The 16737-nt window shown below is 66.1% G+C and carries 15 protein-coding genes; 3 read left to right on the top strand and 12 right to left on the bottom strand.

Annotated features, from left to right (window positions below; all coding sequences use genetic code 11):
* Window positions 1-27: 27 nt before the first annotated feature.
* From BSIN_RS13945 to BSIN_RS13930, 3 genes are all read right to left on the bottom strand, one after another.
* Entirely contained in the window at window positions 28-858 is an 831-nt protein-coding gene (locus BSIN_RS13945) for a 3',5'-nucleoside bisphosphate phosphatase (RefSeq protein ID WP_069235186.1), read from the bottom strand.
* A 301-nt stretch (window positions 859-1159) separates the two neighbouring features.
* Window positions 1160-2050 carry an alpha/beta fold hydrolase gene (locus BSIN_RS13935; RefSeq protein WP_089340953.1) on the bottom strand — a complete coding sequence of 297 codons (891 nt, stop codon included), beginning with the start codon at window positions 2048-2050 and terminating at the stop codon, window positions 1160-1162.
* A gap of 163 nt (window positions 2051-2213) precedes the next feature.
* Window positions 2214-3065: a ferritin-like domain-containing protein gene (locus BSIN_RS13930; protein WP_089340975.1), complete on the bottom strand. Its 852-nt coding sequence runs from the start codon at window positions 3063-3065 to the stop codon at window positions 2214-2216.
* Between the two features lie 148 nt (window positions 3066-3213).
* On the opposite strand from BSIN_RS13930, the gene BSIN_RS13925 reads away from it, so the two are divergent.
* From BSIN_RS13925 to BSIN_RS13915, 3 genes are read left to right on the top strand one after another with little or no spacing between them, the layout of a single operon-like run.
* Window positions 3214-3738, top strand: coding sequence for a gamma carbonic anhydrase family protein (locus BSIN_RS13925; protein WP_059516656.1), 525 nt, complete (start codon window positions 3214-3216; stop codon window positions 3736-3738).
* A gap of 41 nt (window positions 3739-3779) precedes the next feature.
* Window positions 3780-4730 carry an Hsp33 family molecular chaperone HslO gene (gene hslO / locus BSIN_RS13920; RefSeq protein ID WP_059516654.1) on the top strand — a complete coding sequence of 317 codons (951 nt, stop codon included), beginning with the start codon at window positions 3780-3782 and terminating at the stop codon, window positions 4728-4730.
* Window positions 4731-4777: 47 nt separating this feature from the next.
* Window positions 4778-5125 carry a hypothetical protein gene (locus BSIN_RS13915; protein WP_089340974.1) on the top strand — a complete coding sequence of 116 codons (348 nt, stop codon included), beginning with the start codon at window positions 4778-4780 and terminating at the stop codon, window positions 5123-5125.
* A 109-nt stretch (window positions 5126-5234) separates the two neighbouring features.
* Here BSIN_RS13915 and ftsB read toward each other — a convergent pair whose 3' ends face one another.
* The 9 genes from ftsB to BSIN_RS13860 all read right to left on the bottom strand — a co-directional run bounded on the left by ftsB (window position 5235) and on the right by BSIN_RS13860 (window position 16424).
* The gene (ftsB, locus tag BSIN_RS13910; protein WP_059516652.1) at window positions 5235-5681 is read right to left on the bottom strand and encodes a cell division protein FtsB; all 447 of its coding nucleotides are present in this window, start codon (window positions 5679-5681) and stop codon (window positions 5235-5237) included.
* Between the two features lie 81 nt (window positions 5682-5762).
* The gene (gene eno / locus BSIN_RS13905; RefSeq protein WP_059516650.1) at window positions 5763-7046 is read right to left on the bottom strand and encodes a phosphopyruvate hydratase; all 1284 of its coding nucleotides are present in this window, start codon (window positions 7044-7046) and stop codon (window positions 5763-5765) included.
* A 104-nt stretch (window positions 7047-7150) separates the two neighbouring features.
* Window positions 7151-8005 (bottom strand): 3-deoxy-8-phosphooctulonate synthase, encoded by an 855-nt coding sequence (gene kdsA / locus BSIN_RS13900; RefSeq protein ID WP_089340952.1) that lies wholly within the window; start codon window positions 8003-8005, stop codon window positions 7151-7153.
* Complete coding sequence (gene pyrG, locus BSIN_RS13895; RefSeq protein WP_089340951.1) at window positions 8002-9663, bottom strand: CTP synthase; 1662 nt, start codon at window positions 9661-9663, stop codon at window positions 8002-8004. The genes kdsA and pyrG overlap by 4 nt, the downstream gene beginning before the upstream one ends.
* Window positions 9664-9844: 181 nt before the next feature.
* Window positions 9845-10675 carry an alpha/beta fold hydrolase gene (locus BSIN_RS13885; RefSeq protein ID WP_089340949.1) on the bottom strand — a complete coding sequence of 277 codons (831 nt, stop codon included), beginning with the start codon at window positions 10673-10675 and terminating at the stop codon, window positions 9845-9847.
* 44 nt (window positions 10676-10719) lie between these two features.
* Window positions 10720-13299 carry a ComEC/Rec2 family competence protein gene (locus tag BSIN_RS13880; RefSeq protein ID WP_089340948.1) on the bottom strand — a complete coding sequence of 860 codons (2580 nt, stop codon included), beginning with the start codon at window positions 13297-13299 and terminating at the stop codon, window positions 10720-10722.
* A 54-nt stretch (window positions 13300-13353) separates the two neighbouring features.
* Entirely contained in the window at window positions 13354-14142 is a 789-nt protein-coding gene (locus BSIN_RS13875) for a TatD family hydrolase (protein ID WP_089340947.1), read from the bottom strand.
* A 277-nt stretch (window positions 14143-14419) separates the two neighbouring features.
* Window positions 14420-15178 (bottom strand): lipoprotein-releasing ABC transporter ATP-binding protein LolD, encoded by a 759-nt coding sequence (lolD, locus tag BSIN_RS13865; RefSeq protein WP_059516551.1) that lies wholly within the window; start codon window positions 15176-15178, stop codon window positions 14420-14422.
* Window positions 15171-16424, bottom strand: a complete 1254-nt coding sequence (locus BSIN_RS13860; RefSeq protein ID WP_089340946.1) for a lipoprotein-releasing ABC transporter permease subunit — start codon at window positions 16422-16424, stop codon at window positions 15171-15173. The genes lolD and BSIN_RS13860 overlap by 8 nt, the downstream gene beginning before the upstream one ends.
* Between the last annotated feature and the right edge of the window lie 313 nt (window positions 16425-16737).

Below are 16737 nucleotides of genomic sequence, written 5' to 3'. Positions count from 1 at the left end.
GCCGGCCGCGCGGCTGCGCGAACGCCGCTACAGCCAGCGTTCCCAGACGGGTTTGAGATCGGATGGCAGCGGCGGCAAGCCGCCGAGTTCGGTACGACCCTCGCCGGGCGCATGGAAATCGGAACCGCGCGACGCCTCGAAGCCGAAACGCCGCGCGACATCCGCATATTCGCGGTATTGATCGGGCGTGTGACTGCCCGTCACGACTTCGATTGCGACGCCACCCAGTTCGACGAACTCACCGAAGAACGCGTCGAATTCGACCGGCGTATACGCGTAGCGGCCGGGGTGCGCGACGATCGCCTCGCCGCCCGCTGCCTTGATCCACCCCACCGCGTCGGACAGCTTTGCCCAGCGGTGCGGAACATAACCAGGCTTGCCATCGCCGAGGATGCGATCGAACACGTCGGCCGTCGACGTGGCGTAACCGTTGTCGACGAGAAAACGCGCGAAGTGCGTGCGCGAGATCAAGTCCGGATTCGATACATATGCGAGCGCGCCTTCGTAAGCGCGCTCGATGCCGAGCGCCGCGAGCGCGTTGCCGATCTCGACCGCGCGCGCCGCGCGGCCGTTGCGGGTTTGGTAAAGGCCGTCGATAAGCGTGCGGTTCTCCGGATCGATATTCAAGCCGACGATGTGCACCGTGCGCGATGCCCACGTCACCGAGATCTCGACGCCGCTCAGGTAGCGCATGCCGAGCGCCTCGGCGGCTTCGCGCGCGGCGCGCTGCCCGCCGAGTTCGTCGTGATCGGTCAGCGCCCAGAGCGTGACACCGCCCGCGTGCGCACGGCGCGCGACGTCGGCGGGACTGAGCTTGCCGTCGGAGACGTTCGAATGGCAGTGAAGGTCGGCGTTCATGGTCGGCATCGAGGATAGACATCCATTCTACTGCAATGCGCAAATGAACCCATGCGCCGGAAACGGCGGCGCGTTTGGCGTTTGGCCAGTCTCGATGACTCGCGCCGAAGCTAGCGTTGCCGTGGCGGTTTCATGGCGGCGGCGCGCCGAAGGCCGCTTGGGCATGCGGCCCGGCGCGCGCGCCCGGATGCCGCGCGTGCGCCGCTCGCAAGCCCGGCATGCTTCGGCATCCGCCCGGATGCGCATCGGCTCGCAACCCACCCATTGCGCGACGATGGATCGAACGGGACACCCCGCCCGATCATGCGCAAAATGCTTCGATCAACGCCGCGACCTGCTCCGGCTGATCGTGGTGGACCATATGTCCCGCATCCTCGATGAGCTTCTCGCGCCAATCGCCGAACGCGGCGAAACGGGCCTTGAATTCGGGAATCGGAATCCCGCGCGCGAGAAACGCGAGCGTGGGCGAATCGACCGCCTCGACGTGCAGCACCTTCGCGCGCACCTTCGACCACACCGCCATCACCTCGTCGAGCCGATACAGCATCGGCCCGCGCATTTTGTGCGCGGGATCGGCAAGAAGCCGGTACTGACCATCCAGATCGGGAGCCGACCAATGTCCGGCGAGAAACGCCGCGCGGCGCGGGTCCAGGCGCGGATTCGTCTTCATGAGGCGCGCGGCGACGGCGTCGAGCGATGCATAGCGGCTGAGCGTCGGCGGATCGCGCAGATCGTCGAGCCACTGCGCGATCCGGCGCGGCGACTCGTCGGCGCTCGCGGGCGCGAGCCCGAACCCCTCCAGATCGACCACCCGCCGCACCCGTTGCGGCCGCACGCCCGCATACAGGCACACGACGTTCGCGCCCATGCTGTGTCCGACCAAATTGACTTCGCCTTCGGGCGTGTAATGGTCGATCAGCGCTTCAAGATCGCCGAGATATTCGTGGAACCAATAATGGCCGCCCCCGTGCGCCGCGACTGGCCAATCGGACAGGCCGAAACCGCGCGCATCGGGCGCGATCACCTGCCAGTCGCCCGCGAGCGCGTCGACGACGAACTGAAACGACGCCGCTACGTCCATCCAACCGTGCAGCATGTAAAGCGTCGGCGCCTCGGGCCGCCCCCAGCGCCGCACATGCAGCTTGACGCCGCGGACCGTGACGAAATCAGAGACGGATTCGGTGGAGTGCATTGTCAGCTCAAAAAAAGAATGATCGTTCGTTTTATTCTATCGCGCGACGCACCGCCAACGCCGATCAAACGCTGTGTTCGCGTGGGTATCGAGGCACTTCTCTAAAGAAAATCGTAAGCCGCCGGCTGTCCGAAGGCGGCCGCGCCACCGGCAAACGGCACGGCTAGCGTGCGTCGACGGCCTCCCGCGCGGCGAGCGCCGCCAGCTCGACGTCGTCGAATCCCGCCGAGCGGCGTGCATCGAAATTGAACGGTCCGCGCAGCCGCGGCGCGCGATACTGACTGGCGAGCCACTCATAAGCCGCATGAGGATCGAGTCTCGCATCGTCGCACAGGTGACGGAACCAACGATTGCCGATCCACACGTGCCCGATCTCGTCGCGCAGAATCACGTCGAGAATCGCCGCGGACGCATGATCGCCCGCCCGCTCAAGCCGTGCCCGAATCGGCGGCGACGCGTCGAGCCCGCGCGCCTCCAGCGTGCGCGGCACGAGTGCCATGCGGGCGAGCACGTCGCCCGCCGTGCGCTCGCACATCTCCCAAAGGCCGTTATGCGCGGGAAAATCGCCGTATGCGTAACCCAGTTGCGCAAGACGCGCGGCAAGCAGCGAATAATGGTGCGCCTCCTCGGCCGCGACCTTCAGCCAGTCCGCATAGAACTCCGCCGGCATCCGTGGAAAACGCCACACCGCATCGAGCGCGAGATTGATCGCATTGAATTCGATATGCGCCAGCGCATGCAGCAGCGCCGCGCGTCCCTGCGGCGAGCGCATGCTGCGCCGCTCGAGCCGCGCGGGCTCGACGAGTTCGGGGCGCGCCGGCCGCCCCGGCAAGCCGCCTTCGGGAGCGCTCAGCACGCGCTGCGGCAGGACAGCCGCGCGCCCGTCCTGCCACGCCGCACGCAATTCGGCAACAAGCGCGGCTTTGCGCTCGGGATCGGGTTCGCCGAGCGCGGCGAGCGCGTCGCTGCGCACGCAACGCTCGGGCTGGGGCGACGAAGTCGGAACGAATGACATGAAAAGACACACGAATGCGCGCCGGCGGCGCGCACGGACAATCGGAACAACCGGTTTACAATAAACGGTTCGATCGCGCCGCATCCAAGCGCGACGCCACTCGCGCGCCATTGTACCGGCCGCCTGAACCGCCCCACATGGAGACAACATGGCCATCTACAAGCTCGGCGATCACGCGCCGTCCATTCACGAAAGCGTGTTCGTCGCCGACAACGCGACAATCGTCGGCAAGGTCGTGCTCGAAGAAAACGCGAGCATCTGGTTCGGCGTGACGATCCGCGGCGACAACGAGCCGATCACGGTCGGTGCAGGCAGCAACGTGCAGGAAGGCGCGGTGCTGCACACCGACCCCGGCTGCCCGCTCGTGATCGCACCGAACGTGACGATCGGGCATCAAGCAATGCTGCATGGCTGCACGATCGGAGAAGGTTCGCTGATCGGCATCCAGGCGGTGATCTTGAATGGGGCGGTAATCGGCCGCAACTGTCTGGTTGGCGCAGGCGCGGTGGTGACCGAAGGCAAGACGTTTCCCGACAATTCGCTGATTCTCGGGGCGCCGGCGCGGGCCATGCGCACGCTGTCCGACGAAGACATCGCCCGGATGCATATGAACACGCAAGCCTACGCGATGCGGCGCGCGTATTTCAAGGAGCAGCTCGTGCGGATCGGCTGACCGGCCGGTCCGCATGAGCCGTTTGTTTGTCGAGGAAAAAAGTGAGCGACCAGTTACAGAAATTCATGTTCAACACGGCCCCGGTGCGCGGCGAAATCGTTTCGCTGCGCAATACGTGGCGCGAGGTGCTCACGCGCCGCGACTATCCCGCTCCCGTGCGCACCGTGCTCGGCGAGATGATGGCGGCATGCGCGCTGTTGTCGGCGAACCTGAAGTTCGACGGCACGCTCGTCATGCAGATTTTCGGGGACGGACCGGTGAAGATGCTCGTCGTCCAATGCAGCTCCGATCTCGCGATGCGTGCGACCGCGAAGCTGTCGGGCGAGCCGGGCGAATCCGACTGGGACGGCGCGTCGTTCGCCGACCTGATCAACGCGAGCGGCCACGGACGTTGCGTGATCACGCTCGATCCAGCCGACAAGCGCCCCGGTCAGCAGCCCTATCAGGGCATCGTGCCGCTCAACGGTGACGACGGCCCGCTCGCGTCGGTCGCCGACGTGCTCGAGCACTACATGCACCACTCCGAGCAGCTCGACACCCGCCTGTGGCTCGCGGCGAATCATGAGCGCGCGGTCGGCGTGCTGCTGCAGAAACTGCCGGGCGACGGCGGCATCGTGCCGCGCGCGGAGCAAACCGACACGGATACATGGGAACGTGTCTGCACGCTCGGCGGCACGCTGTCGACACAGGAACTGCTCGAAGTGGAACCCGAGACCGTGTTTCGCCGTCTGTTCTGGCAGGAGCATGTTCAGCATTTCGAACCGGCCGCGACGCGCTTTCAATGCACGTGCTCGCGCGAAAAGGTCGGCGCGATGCTGCGGATGCTCGGGCGCACCGAGATCGACAGCGTGATCGAGGAGCGCGGTCACGTCGAGATCCACTGCGAATTCTGCAATCAGCGTTACGAATTCGATCCGGTCGACGTCGCGCAATTATTCACGTCGCCCGAACTCGGCGCGGGCGTTACACCCGCCGCCGCGCAACGGCATTGACCCGCGCGCGTCGGCTCAAGTTACGAGTCAGCATGGAGGCAAGCCTCATGAAACCGATCATTGTTCGAGCCGCACCGCTCGCCGCGCCGCTTGCGACATTGCTCGCCGCCGCATCGCTCACGGCCTGCGTTGCGCCACCGTCGACGACCGTCTTGAGCCGCCTGCCCGAGCGGACCAGTACCCCTGCCACGCTCACACCGGAGGAGCGCAAGCGCTACGACGAGATCGACAAGCAGGTGATGCGGGAACAAAACGCGGCCATCGCGGCTGAAGAAGCGGCGCGCGCGATGTCATATTACGCGCCGCCCGTCACTTATTACGGCGGATATTACGGCGGCTGGGGACGCGGCTGGGGCACGGGCCTGAGCTACGGCTATCCGGGCTGGTGGTGGTAAGCGAAGATCGGCGTCCGGCCACTGACAGCCAATTCATCACCAGGAAGAAAGAAAAGCGCAGCCCGAACGTTCAGACTGCGCTTTTTATATCGAATCGCGTGCAATGACGTCAGCCGTCGTGACGCGCCGGGGGCTTGTGTGTGGCCGTTTTGTCCGTGCCGCGCCGCTTTTCCGGCTTCGCGCGCGACTCGGGATTCGGCACGACGCGCACCGGCGCGGCCGATACGTCGCCGCGCGTCGCCGTCGATGACTGCGCAGTGCCCGACACCGAGGGCATCGGCGAATTCGGCGATACGAACTGCACAAACACCTCGCCGTCCTTCACCATTCCCATTTCGTAGCGCGCGCGTTCCTCGATCGCCGCGGTGCCGTTTTGCAAGTCCTGCACCTCGCCCGCGATGCGCTCGTTGCGCAGCTTGTCGTCGGCGTTCTTCTGCAATTGATTGCTCAACTGCTGACGCAATTCGTGAACCCGCAGCCAGCCGCCATGCCCCCACCATAAGGGGTACTGAATCAATGCCAACAAGGCGATCAGAACGACGGTAACAAGCCGCATGAATAAGCCGCAGATATAAGAAGCGCCGCTTCACGGGGAACGCGAAGCGGCGTCGACAGAATCAAGACCGATAGTAACGCGTCAGCGCAGGTTATAGAAAGCCGATTTGCCCGGATAGCTGGCGATATCGCCGAGATCCTCTTCGATGCGCAACAGTTGGTTGTACTTCGAAATCCGGTCGCTGCGCGACAGCGAGCCCGTCTTGATCTGACCGGCATTCAGGCCGACCGCGATGTCGGCGATCGTCGAATCCTCGGTTTCGCCCGAACGGTGCGAAATCACGGCGGTATAGCCCGCGCGCTTGGCCATTTCGATCGCCGCGAACGTTTCGGTCAACGTACCGATCTGGTTGATCTTGATGAGGATCGAGTTCGCGATGCCCTTCTCGATGCCTTCCTTCAGGATGCGCGTGTTCGTGACGAACAGATCGTCGCCGACCAACTGCACCTTCTTGCCGAGGCGCTCGGTCAGAAGCTTCCAGCCGTCCCAGTCGCCCTCGTGCATGCCGTCCTCGATCGATACGATCGGGAACTTGTCGGCGAGCGTCGCGAGATAGTCGGTGAACTCGGCCGACGACAGCTGCAAGCCTTCGCCCGCGAGCTGGTATTTGCCGTCGTGGTAGAACTCGGATGCCGCGCAGTCGAGCGCGAGCAGCACGTCTTCGCCCGCGCGATAGCCGGCCTTCTCGATCGCCTGCAGGATCGTCGACAGGCATTCGTCGTTGCTGCCGAAGTTCGGCGCGAAACCGCCTTCGTCACCGACAGCCGTGCTCATCCCGCGGTCGCTGAGGATCTTCTTCAGCGCGTGGAACACCTCGGCGCCGCAGCGCAGCGCTTCGCGGAACGTCGGCTGGCTCACCGGCACGATCATGAATTCCTGGATATCCAGGCTGTTGTTCGCATGCGCGCCGCCATTGACGATGTTCATCATCGGCACCGGCAGTTGCATCGCGCCCGAGCCGCCGAAGTAGCGGTACAACGGCAGGCCGGCTTCCTCGGCGGCCGCCTTCGCGACGGCCATCGATACCGCCAGCAGCGCGTTCGCGCCGAGGCGCGACTTATTGTCGGTGCCGTCGAGTTCGAGCAAGGTCTTGTCGAGGAACGCCTGCTCGGACGCGTCGAGGCCCATGATCGCTTCGGAGATTTCCGTGTTGATATGCTCGACCGCCTTCAACACGCCCTTGCCGCCATAGCGGCCGGCCTCGCCGTCGCGCAGCTCGATCGCCTCGCGCGAGCCGGTCGACGCGCCCGACGGCACCGCTGCGCGGCCCATCGTGCCCGATTCGAGCAGCACGTCGCACTCGACGGTCGGATTGCCGCGCGAATCCAGAATCTCGCGGCCGATGATATCTACGATTGCACTCATGGTTTCCTCTGAAATTGACGATGAATTCTGTCTTCAGCGACGGCGGCTGCCGCCCGCGCGAGAACTGCTTGCGTTACTGACGCGCGCGACGGCTGCCGAGTTCATTAATTAAAATCGTTTTCCAGGAACGGGGCGCGCTTGACTGCCTGGTCGAGCGTGACGAGCATCTCGAGCAATGCGGCCATCCGGCCGAGCGGCACCGCGTTCGGGCCGTCGGACTTCGCTTCGGCCGGGCTCGGATGAGTCTCCATGAAGAGCCCCGCGATACCCGTGGCCACCGCCGCGCGCGCCAGCACCGGCACGAATTCGCGCTGGCCGCCCGAACTCGTGCCCTGCCCACCCGGCAACTGCACCGAATGGGTCGCATCGAACACGACGGGCGCGTTCGTCTCGCGCATGATCGCGAGCGAGCGCATGTCCGACACAAGATTGTTGTAACCGAACGACACGCCGCGCTCGCACGCGAGGAAACGGTCCTCGGACAGCCCCGCTTCGCGCGCGGCGGCGCGCGCCTTGTCGATCACGTTCTTCATGTCATGCGGCGCAAGAAACTGACCCTTCTTGATATTGACGGGCTTGCCCGAGCGCGCGCACGCGTGGATGAAATCGGTCTGACGGCACAAAAACGCGGGCGTCTGCAGCACGTCGACGACCGACGCGACGGCCTCGATCTCGTCGATCTCGTGCACGTCGGTCAACACCGGCACGCCGAGCTGACGCTTCACCTCGGCGAGAACACGCAGCCCCTCGTCCATCCCGAGGCCGCGAAACGACTTGCCCGAACTGCGATTGGCCTTGTCATACGACGACTTATAGATGAACGGAATGCCGAGCTTCGCGCAGATTTCCTTCAGCCGGCCCGCCGTATCGATCGTCATTTGCTCTGATTCGACGACGCAGGTGCCCGCGATCAGGAAAAACGGCTTGTCGAGCCCGACTTCGAATCCGGCTAGTTTCATGCTTTCACTCCGGCGCGCGTCTGCTGATACGCAAGCGCGGCTTCGACGAACGACTTGAACAGCGGATGGCCGTCACGCGGCGTCGACGTGAACTCCGGATGGAACTGCACGCCGACGAACCATGGGTGCATCGAACGCGGCAACTCCATCATCTCCGGCAGATCCTCACTCGGCGTGCGCGCGCTGATCACGAGACCACCTTCCTCGAGACGCGGCACGAAGCGGTTGTTGACCTCGTAACGATGGCGGTGACGCTCGTTCACGTCGCTGCCGTAAATCTCTTCGGCGAGCGTGCCCGCCTTGATCGGGCAACGCTGCGAACCGAGCCGCATCGTGCCGCCGAGATCGGATTCCTCGTTGCGCTTTTCGATTTTGCCGTCACGGTCGTACCACTCGGTGATCAACGCGACGACGCGCTCCGGCGTGTTCGGGTCGAACTCGGTGCTGTTCGCGTTCTTCAGCCCGACCACGTCTCGCGCGAACTCGATCACGGCGAGCTGCATGCCGAGGCAAATACCGAGATACGGCACCTTCGCCTCGCGCGCATGGCGGATCGCGGCGATCTTGCCTTCAGTGCCGCGCCGGCCGAAACCGCCCGGCACGAGCACCGCGTCGAGATGCGCAAGGCTCGCGGTGCCGTTCGCCTCGAGCTCTTCCGAATCGATGTACTCGATGTTGACCTTCGTCGACGTATGGATCGACGCATGGCGCAGCGCCTCGATCAGCGATTTGTACGACTCCGTCAAATCGATGTACTTGCCGACCATGCCGATCGTCACCTCATGCTTCGGGTGCTGGATCTTTTCGACGAGTTCCGACCACATCCGCAAATCGGCCGGCGGCGGATCGAGCCGCAGCTCCTCGCAGATCAACCGGTCGAGGCCCTGATCGTGCAGCATCTGCGGAATCTTGTAGATGCTGTCGACGTCCCACACCGAGATCACCGCGTCTTCCGGCACGTTCGAGAACAGCGAGATTTTCTTCGACTCGTCGTCCGGAATCGGACGGTCCGCGCGGCAAAGCAGCACGTGCGGCGAAATGCCGATTTCGCGCAGCTTCTGCACGCTGTGCTGCGTCGGCTTCGTCTTGAGTTCGCCCGCCGTCGCAATGAACGGCACGAGCGTCAGGTGAACGAAGCATGCGCTGTTGCGGCCAAGACGCAAGCTCATCTGGCGCGCCGCCTCGAGGAACGGCAGCGACTCGATGTCGCCCACCGTACCGCCGATCTCGACGATCGCGACATCCGGCTCGCCGCAGGTGGCCGACGCCGCGCCGCGCTCGATGAACGCCTGGATTTCGTTCGTGATGTGCGGGATCACCTGCACGGTCTTGCCGAGGTAATCGCCGCGGCGCTCCTTGCGGATCACCGATTCGTAGATCTGACCGGTCGTGAAATTGTTCGCACGACGCATCTTCGTGCTGATGAAGCGCTCGTAGTGGCCGAGATCGAGATCGGTTTCAGCGCCGTCTTCCGTCACGAACACTTCGCCGTGCTGAAACGGGCTCATCGTGCCGGGATCGACGTTGATGTAGGGATCGAGTTTGAGGAGGGTGACTTTGAGACCGCGCGATTCGAGGATCGCGGCGAGAGAAGCGGCGGCAATACCCTTGCCGAGGGAAGAAACTACGCCGCCGGTGACGAAAACATATTTGGTCATCGCTGGATGCTCGCGGGAAAAACGGATTATACCGTAAAGGCCGCGCATCTCTCAGCAATCGACGCCCGAAAACCTTGCCGCCCCGCCGCCTCCGACGCGCGCGCGCCGCGACCTGCGCCGCGCTCGCGCTACCCGGCCGGGGCCGGGCAGTGTCGTCACCCGACCGTTGCCGCCCCACGCGTCATTCCGAGCCGCGCGCCGCGGCCGCGCCGCCGTCCACACGCAGCGTGTTGAGCATGCGCTGCAGCGCCCGCGCGGTCTCGATCGGCCGCTCCATCGGGAAAAGATGGCTGCCCTCGATCCATTCGATCCGCCCTCGCACCGTGCGGCGCGTCGCGTCGAGCCCGACCTGGCGAATCTCGCGCGAGCGTGTGCCGGCGAGAAAACCGACCGGCACCGGCGCGCCGCGCGACAGACGCCGACCGAGCGTGTGCGGCACCGTCCGGTAAATCATGTACTCGATCTGACGGTCGAACGCGAGCAAGCGCTCGCCTGCGGGACTTGTCTGCGGAATGCCGTAGTCGACGTAATCGGACAACATTCGTTCGTCCCAGCGGGCAAATGCAGGCTTCTGACGGAAATGGCGCCAGACTTCGTCGCGGCTCGCCCAACGGGTGCGGCGGTTGCGCGTCGCGGCGGCGGGCGACAAACGCTCGTCGAGTCCCGCCCATTGGCTCACGCGCCACGCGCTGCTGCGCCAGCCGGCGATCACGGGCGAATCGATCATCACGACGCCCCGCACCCATTGAGGACGCTTGAGCGCCGCCATCAACGACAGATAGCCGCCGAGCGAGTGGCCAACCAGCCATACGGGCCGCTCGTACATGCGACCGATATCGTCGAGCAATTGCTCGACGAGGTGCGCCCAGTCCCGCGTGACCGGGAAGCGCTTGTCGTGGCCGATCCGCTCGATATAGCGCAACTCGTATTCGTCCGCCAGCTCGGCGAAGATCGTCCGGTAAGTGGACGCCGGAAAGCCGTTTGCGTGCGAGAAATGGATGATGTCCTTCAAAGCGCCGTTGTCCCTTGCTGTTCTCGAGATTGCTTCCGATTGCCTCACCGGTCCATCCAATAGCGCCGATGCACGTCGCGGTATCGTACCGGCACGATCGGCTCGCCGCTTGCCGTGACGTCGATGCGCACCGCGCCATCCCAATCGGTGCGCGGCAGCTCGATACCGCGCCCGGCGTAGCGCGCCCAGACGCTCGGATGAGGATGTCCGAAACGGCTCCGATAGCCTACCTGAAATACCGCAACACGCGGCTCGACTGAGTCGAGGAAAGGTTCGGTCGACGATGTACGGCTGCCGTGATGCGCAACGACGAGCACATGCGCGGCGAGCGCCGCGCGCGAACCTGCGACGAGCGTGCGCTCGGAGCGTGCGTCGATGTCGCCCGTCAGCAGCGCGGAACGCTCGGGCGGCGGCTCGGTTGCGCCGCGCGCCATCGGCGCAACCGCCGGCCCGCGCGCCGTGATGCGCAACACACATGACTGCGCGTTCGTCGACCCGCGCGCGCGCGGGCCGCCGGCAGGCCAAAGCATCGCGAAATCGACGCCGTCCCAGCGCCAGCGCTGCCCGGCCGCGCAAGGCAGCGCGTCGGTCACACCGGCGTCGTGCGCGGCGCGCCATAGCGGATTCGACGGCGGCAGGCCGCCCACGAGTTGCCGAACCGCGAGCGCCGAAAGTATCGCGGGCGCGCCGCCCGCGTGATCGGCATCCGCGTGGCTGACCACGAGCGCGTCGAGCACGCGCACGCCGTGCGCGCGCAAAAACGGCACGACGACCCGCTCACCCGCGTTCGACGCCTCGGGCCCCGGCCCGGCGTCGAACAGCAGCGTATGCCGCGCGGTTTCGATCACGATCGCGGACCCCTGCCCGACATCCAACGCCGTCAACCGGAATGCGCCATCGGCGGGCGCGTGCGGCCCCGGCGCGACGAGCGGCAGCCACGTGAGCGTCGCGGCATGCCGCAGCGGCCAGCCGCGCGGCGCGAGCGCCCAGACGATGCCGCAGACCGCCGCCGCAAGCGCGAAGCCGTCCGGCAGCGGCAAGAACCAGACCGTGCGCCCAGCCGCGGCGATCGCTTCGAGCAACCGCATCAGCACACCGACGAGCGCATGCGCGAGCGTCAACACCGTGGCATCGAACGGCGCGGGCAGCACGACGCCGGTGAGCACGAGCGGCGTGACGAGCGAGGCGACCCACGGAATCGCGAACGCGTTGGCAAGCGGCCCGGCAAGCGGAATCTGCGCGAACCATAAAACGGTGAGCGGCGCGAGCGCGACCGTCACCGCATATTGCGTGCGCGACGCCTCTTGCAGACGCCGCATCGCACGCCGCGCGGTGCGCACGATCGCGCCTCGCACCTGGACCTGATGCGACGGCACACCGTCAGCGGTTGGGCCTGCGTCTGTCGCATCGGCCAAACCCGGCCGGGCAGCGTCTGCCGCTTCGCGCGCTGCCGCGCCATGGCCGGCCGACGCGAACAAAATCGCCGCGACTGCACCGAACGACAATCCAAATCCCGGCGATGTCACTGCCCACGGATCGACGAGCAGCACGCAAGCGAGCGCCGCCGCGAGCACCGACGACGCCGGCAGCGACCGCCCGCTCAGATACGCGACGCTCGCCGCGGCGAGCATCCACCACGCGCGCTGCGCCGGCACGTTGAAGCCCGCCAGCGCCGCATAGCCGGCGCTGCCGACGAGCGCACCGAGCGCGGCAACTTTCTGCGCCGGCGCGACAAGCGGCCACGCGCGCCCGACATAGCACGAGCGCCGCCAGAACCAGCCTGCGAGCCATCCGCACAAACTGCCCACCATCCCGACATGCAGCCCGGAAATAGCGACCAAATGACTCGTGCCAGTCTCGCGCAGCGTGCGCCAGTCACCGTCGCCAATGCCGTCCTGCGCGCCGATCGCGAGCGCCGCGACGATGCCGCGATGCGGTGCGGCGCCGAGCGCACTATCGATGCGCTCGCGCAAGCGCGCGCGGATCCGATCGATTGCGTAGCCAGCGCCGGACGCCCCGCTTGCGAGCCGCCGCGCATCACGCGGCGCCGACACGTATCCGAGCGCGCGAATGCCATGCGCGAGCCAGCTCGCCTCGGCGTCGCGCACACCAAAGTTCGCGTTGCCGTGGGGCCGTTTCAAACGCACGCGCAACCGCCATCGATCGCCCGGCACGAGCCGGGGCGACGCGGCCGCGTCGCGGCCCAGCGCATACCATCCGAGCGACAGCGTCGCCGGAAAGCGCGCGATGCCCGCATCGTTTGCATCGACGTCGAACAGAAAGCGCACTCCCTTCGCATCGCGTGACGGCAAGCCGCGCACCGCTCCCGTCACGACGATATCGCGCCCCTCCCACCGCTCGGGCAACGTATCGCTCAAGCGCCATTGCGCGCGTGCCGCCGCATAGCCGAAGCCGGCAAGCGCCGCCGCGCAACAGCACGCGCACAAGCCGGCCCGGCGCCTGCGCGGCGGCCCCTCTCGGCAGCCGCGATACGCGACGGCCGCGAGCCACACGCACACCCCGAATGCGAGCACGCCGCCCGCCCATGCCGCCGCGCCCGGCAACGCCGCCTGCTGTTGCAGCGCGACGACGCCGAGCGCGAACGCGCCGACCATCGCCCGCATCGCGCCTCCGCGTCCCGTGCGCCGCCCGCGCGGCGCATCCGCATCACGAATCGATTATGCGGCGGCGAGCGCCAGACGGGGCAGCGCGGCAAGCGCGTTAGCCGAAGTGGATAGCGCAAGCTGCGCCGGATCGATGCCGCGCAGCGCGGCGATTGCGGCACCGATCGGTGGCACCTGGTCGGGCGTGTTGCGCGCCCTGTAACGCCATTCGGGCGGGATGTCGGGCGCGTCGGTCTCGACGACAAGCGCATCGATCGGCAGTTGCGCCGCGAGCCGCCGGATCTGCAATGCGCGGCCGAACGTCACGTTGCCGCCGAAGCCGAGCTTGAGCCCCTGCGCGAGGTAGGCGTTTGCCTGCTGGAAACTGCCGTTGAACGCATGCGCGATCCCGCGGCGCACGCCGAAACGCCGCAACCCGGCCAGCACGCGATCCTGCGATTTGCGCACGTGACAGAGCACGGGCAAATCGAAATCGCGCGCGAGCCGCAACTGGGCTTCGTAGAAAAATGCCTGCCGATTCGCATCGAGCCCCGGCACGAAGTAATCGAGACCGATCTCGCCGATGCCGACGAAGCGCGGATCGTCGAGGCTCGCCTCGACTTCCATCCACAGCCGCTCGAGATCGGCGTCGTGCGCGTGCGGCGTGTACATCGGATGAATGCCGAGCGCGTACGCGCCGCCCGCCGTCGCGTGCGCAAGCTCGCGCACCGCCGTGAAGTTGTCGCGGGCCACGCCCGGAATCACGATCCGCGACACGCCCGCCTCGCGTGCCGCATCGGCGACGCGCGCGCGATCGTCGTCGAATTCGGCAGCATCGAGATGGCAGTGCGTATCGATCCACATATCAGTTTGATTCGCCAAGCCGGCCGTAAAGCGCCAGCCGCCGTTCCGAAAAGCGGCGGCCGGCGAAAGCGCGAGCGGCCCTGAGCCCGTATCCGTTCGCCGCGCCGAGCGCAGTCGCGGCCCATTTGAACCGCCGGTGAACCGCCCGCGCGGACTTCGCGCGACAGCCGCCGCATGCGAGGGCTCCCTGCGCGCCGCGCCCGTTCACCGCGAGCCGCATAGAAACCCAAACCGGCACCCCAACCTCGCGCGAAACCGGACAACCGCCCGTTCAATATTACGCCGTCACGGCGGGTTCCTCGTGCAGCACGCCATCGCGCAACCTCAGGATGCGGTCACAGCGCGCGGCCAGTTCGATGTCGTGCGTGACGATCACAAAACTCGTGTCGAGCGTTTTCGACAAATCGAGCATCAGATTGAACACGTGATCGGCGGTCGCGCCGTCGAGATTGCCGGTCGGCTCGTCGGCGAGCACGCACGCGGGTTTCGTGACGAGCGCGCGCGCGATCGCCACGCGCTGCCGCTCGCCGCCCGACAGCTCGCCCGGCCGGTGCTTCGCGCGCGCGGCAAGCCCGACCTGGTCGAGCATCTCGCGGGCCTCGCGCCGCGCTTGCTCAATCGGCATCCGGCGAATCCTCAGCGGCATCGCGACATTGTCGAGCGCGCTGAATTCGGGCAGCAAATGATGAAACTGATAGACGAAACCGAGCGAGCGGTTGCGCAGATCGTTGCGCTCGCGCTCGGCGAGCTGCGTGAACGGCTTGCCGAGCAGCGACACCTGCCCCGCGCTCGGCTCGTCGAGACCGCCCAGCACATGCAACAGCGTGCTCTTGCCGGAGCCCGACGCGCCGATGATCGCGAGCTTCTCGCCGCGCCGCACCGATACCTCGGCGTTCTTCAACACCTGCACGTCGAGGCCGCCCTGCACGAACGATTTCGTGATCCCGTGCGCCTCGAGCACATAACCGTGCGCGACGCCGCCGCGCGCTGTTTCCTGTTGCCGATTCATTGCGTGTTCGAAAAGCTGATCATTCATAGCGCAGCGCCTCCGCCGGGCGGACCTTCGCGCCGCGCCAGCTCGGATAGAGCGTCGCGACCGCGGACAGTGCGAACGCAATCGCACCGATCTTGATCACATCGCCCGCGACCAACTCCGAAGGCAGCTCGCTGATGAAATACACCGACGGCGGCAGAAACTGCACGCCGAGCAGATGCTCGATCATCGGCACGAGCCAAGGAATGCTCCACGCGATCAGGCATCCGAGCGCGACACCGGACGCCGTGCCGACAAAGCCGATCGTCACGCCCTGCACGACGAAGATCTTCATGATCGACGACGGCTGCGCGCCCAGCGTGCGCAGAATCGCGATGTCGGCCTGCTTATTGGTCACCGTCATCACGAGCGACGACACGAGATTGAACGCCGCGACCGCGATGATGAGCGTCAGGATGATGAACATCATCCGTTTCTCGATCTGCACCGCGGAAAACCAGGTCTTGTTCTGCTGGGTCCAGTCGCGAATATACAGCTCGCCCGAAAGCGAATGCGCGAGTTCCCGCGCGACCTGCGGCGCCTTCTGCATGTCAGCCAGGCGCAGCCGCACGCCCGTCGGCGCGGGCAGCCGGAAAAGCGCCTGCGCATCCTGGATGTCGATCATCGCGAGCGAGCTGTCGTATTCGTAGTGTCCGGACTCGAACACGCCCACCACGGTGAATTGCTTCAGGCGCGGCATCATCCCGGCTGGCGTGATCGTCCCCTCCGGGGCGACGAGCGTGATCTTGTCGCCGATCGACACGCCCAGATTGCCGGCGAGCGCATTGCCGAGCACGATGCCGAACTGCCCCGGCGCGAGCGCCGACAGCGAGCCGCCCTTCATGTCCTTCGCAACGTCCGACACCTGCGGCTCGAGCGACGGATCGATGCCGCGCAGCATCACCCCGCTCACCGCATCCTGGCGCGTGAGCAGCGCCTGCGCCTCGACATACGGCGCCGCGCCGATCACGGACTTGTTCAGCCGCGCTTCGTTCGCGGTCATATGCCAGTCGGGCATCGAGCCCGTCGGCGAGAAGATCTCGACGTGCGCGAGCACCGACAGCATCCGGTCGCGCACCTCTTTCTGAAAACCGTTCATCACCGACAGCACGACGATGAGCGCCGCGACGCCGAGCGCGATTCCGAGCATCGATGCGAGTGCGATGAAAGAGATGAAGCCGTTGCCGGTCGTGCGTTTGCCGGCGCGCGTATAGCGCCAGCCGATCTGCCATTCATACGGAAGTTTCAAGCGTGTCCTTTCTACGGGTTGGATGCGTCGCGGCCCGCGCAGCGCGCGAACCGGGCGGTCACCGACATGTGCGCGCAGTGTGCCACACAATGCTTAATCGTCCCTGAAAACGCGGCTGCGCACGCCGCGGGCGTCGGATCGGGCGCCCCGCCGTCCGGCAATTTTACCAATCGCGCCCTTCGCGACGCGGCCTGCTGCCATCGCGCCGGCCGCGTTGCCCTTATGGCCTACAATGCGCACCATCATGCGCGCCCAACGTCTTCACCTTCTTCTGCCTTTCGCGCTGCCTTCGGCAGCCGACAACCCAGCCAGC

Source organism: Burkholderia singularis (assembly GCF_900176645.1).
Classification (GTDB): Bacteria; Pseudomonadota; Gammaproteobacteria; order Burkholderiales; family Burkholderiaceae; genus Burkholderia; species Burkholderia singularis.
The sequence above is the reverse complement of the archived record's forward strand: the minus strand, read 5'-3'. Positions and strand labels throughout refer to the sequence as shown.

Coding starts and splice junctions, on each gene's coding strand:
- BSIN_RS13880 (WP_089340948.1), bottom strand. CDS start 13,299: ATGCGGGCGATGGTCGGCGCGTTCGCGCTCGGCGTCGTCGCGCTGCAA.
- BSIN_RS13875 (WP_089340947.1), bottom strand. CDS start 14,142: ATGTGGATCGATACGCACTGCCATCTCGATGCTGCCGAATTCGACGAC.
- pyrG (WP_089340951.1), bottom strand. CDS start 9,663: ATGACCAAATATGTTTTCGTCACCGGCGGCGTAGTTTCTTCCCTCGGC.
- BSIN_RS13945 (WP_069235186.1), bottom strand. CDS start 858: ATGAACGCCGACCTTCACTGCCATTCGAACGTCTCCGACGGCAAGCTC.
- BSIN_RS13930 (WP_089340975.1), bottom strand. CDS start 3,065: ATGTCATTCGTTCCGACTTCGTCGCCCCAGCCCGAGCGTTGCGTGCGC.
- BSIN_RS13915 (WP_089340974.1), top strand. CDS start 4,778: ATGAAACCGATCATTGTTCGAGCCGCACCGCTCGCCGCGCCGCTTGCG.
- ftsB (WP_059516652.1), bottom strand. CDS start 5,681: ATGCGGCTTGTTACCGTCGTTCTGATCGCCTTGTTGGCATTGATTCAG.
- kdsA (WP_089340952.1), bottom strand. CDS start 8,005: ATGAAACTAGCCGGATTCGAAGTCGGGCTCGACAAGCCGTTTTTCCTG.
- BSIN_RS13935 (WP_089340953.1), bottom strand. CDS start 2,050: ATGCACTCCACCGAATCCGTCTCTGATTTCGTCACGGTCCGCGGCGTC.
- eno (WP_059516650.1), bottom strand. CDS start 7,046: ATGAGTGCAATCGTAGATATCATCGGCCGCGAGATTCTGGATTCGCGC.
- BSIN_RS13925 (WP_059516656.1), top strand. CDS start 3,214: ATGGCCATCTACAAGCTCGGCGATCACGCGCCGTCCATTCACGAAAGC.
- lolD (WP_059516551.1), bottom strand. CDS start 15,178: ATGAATGATCAGCTTTTCGAACACGCAATGAATCGGCAACAGGAAACA.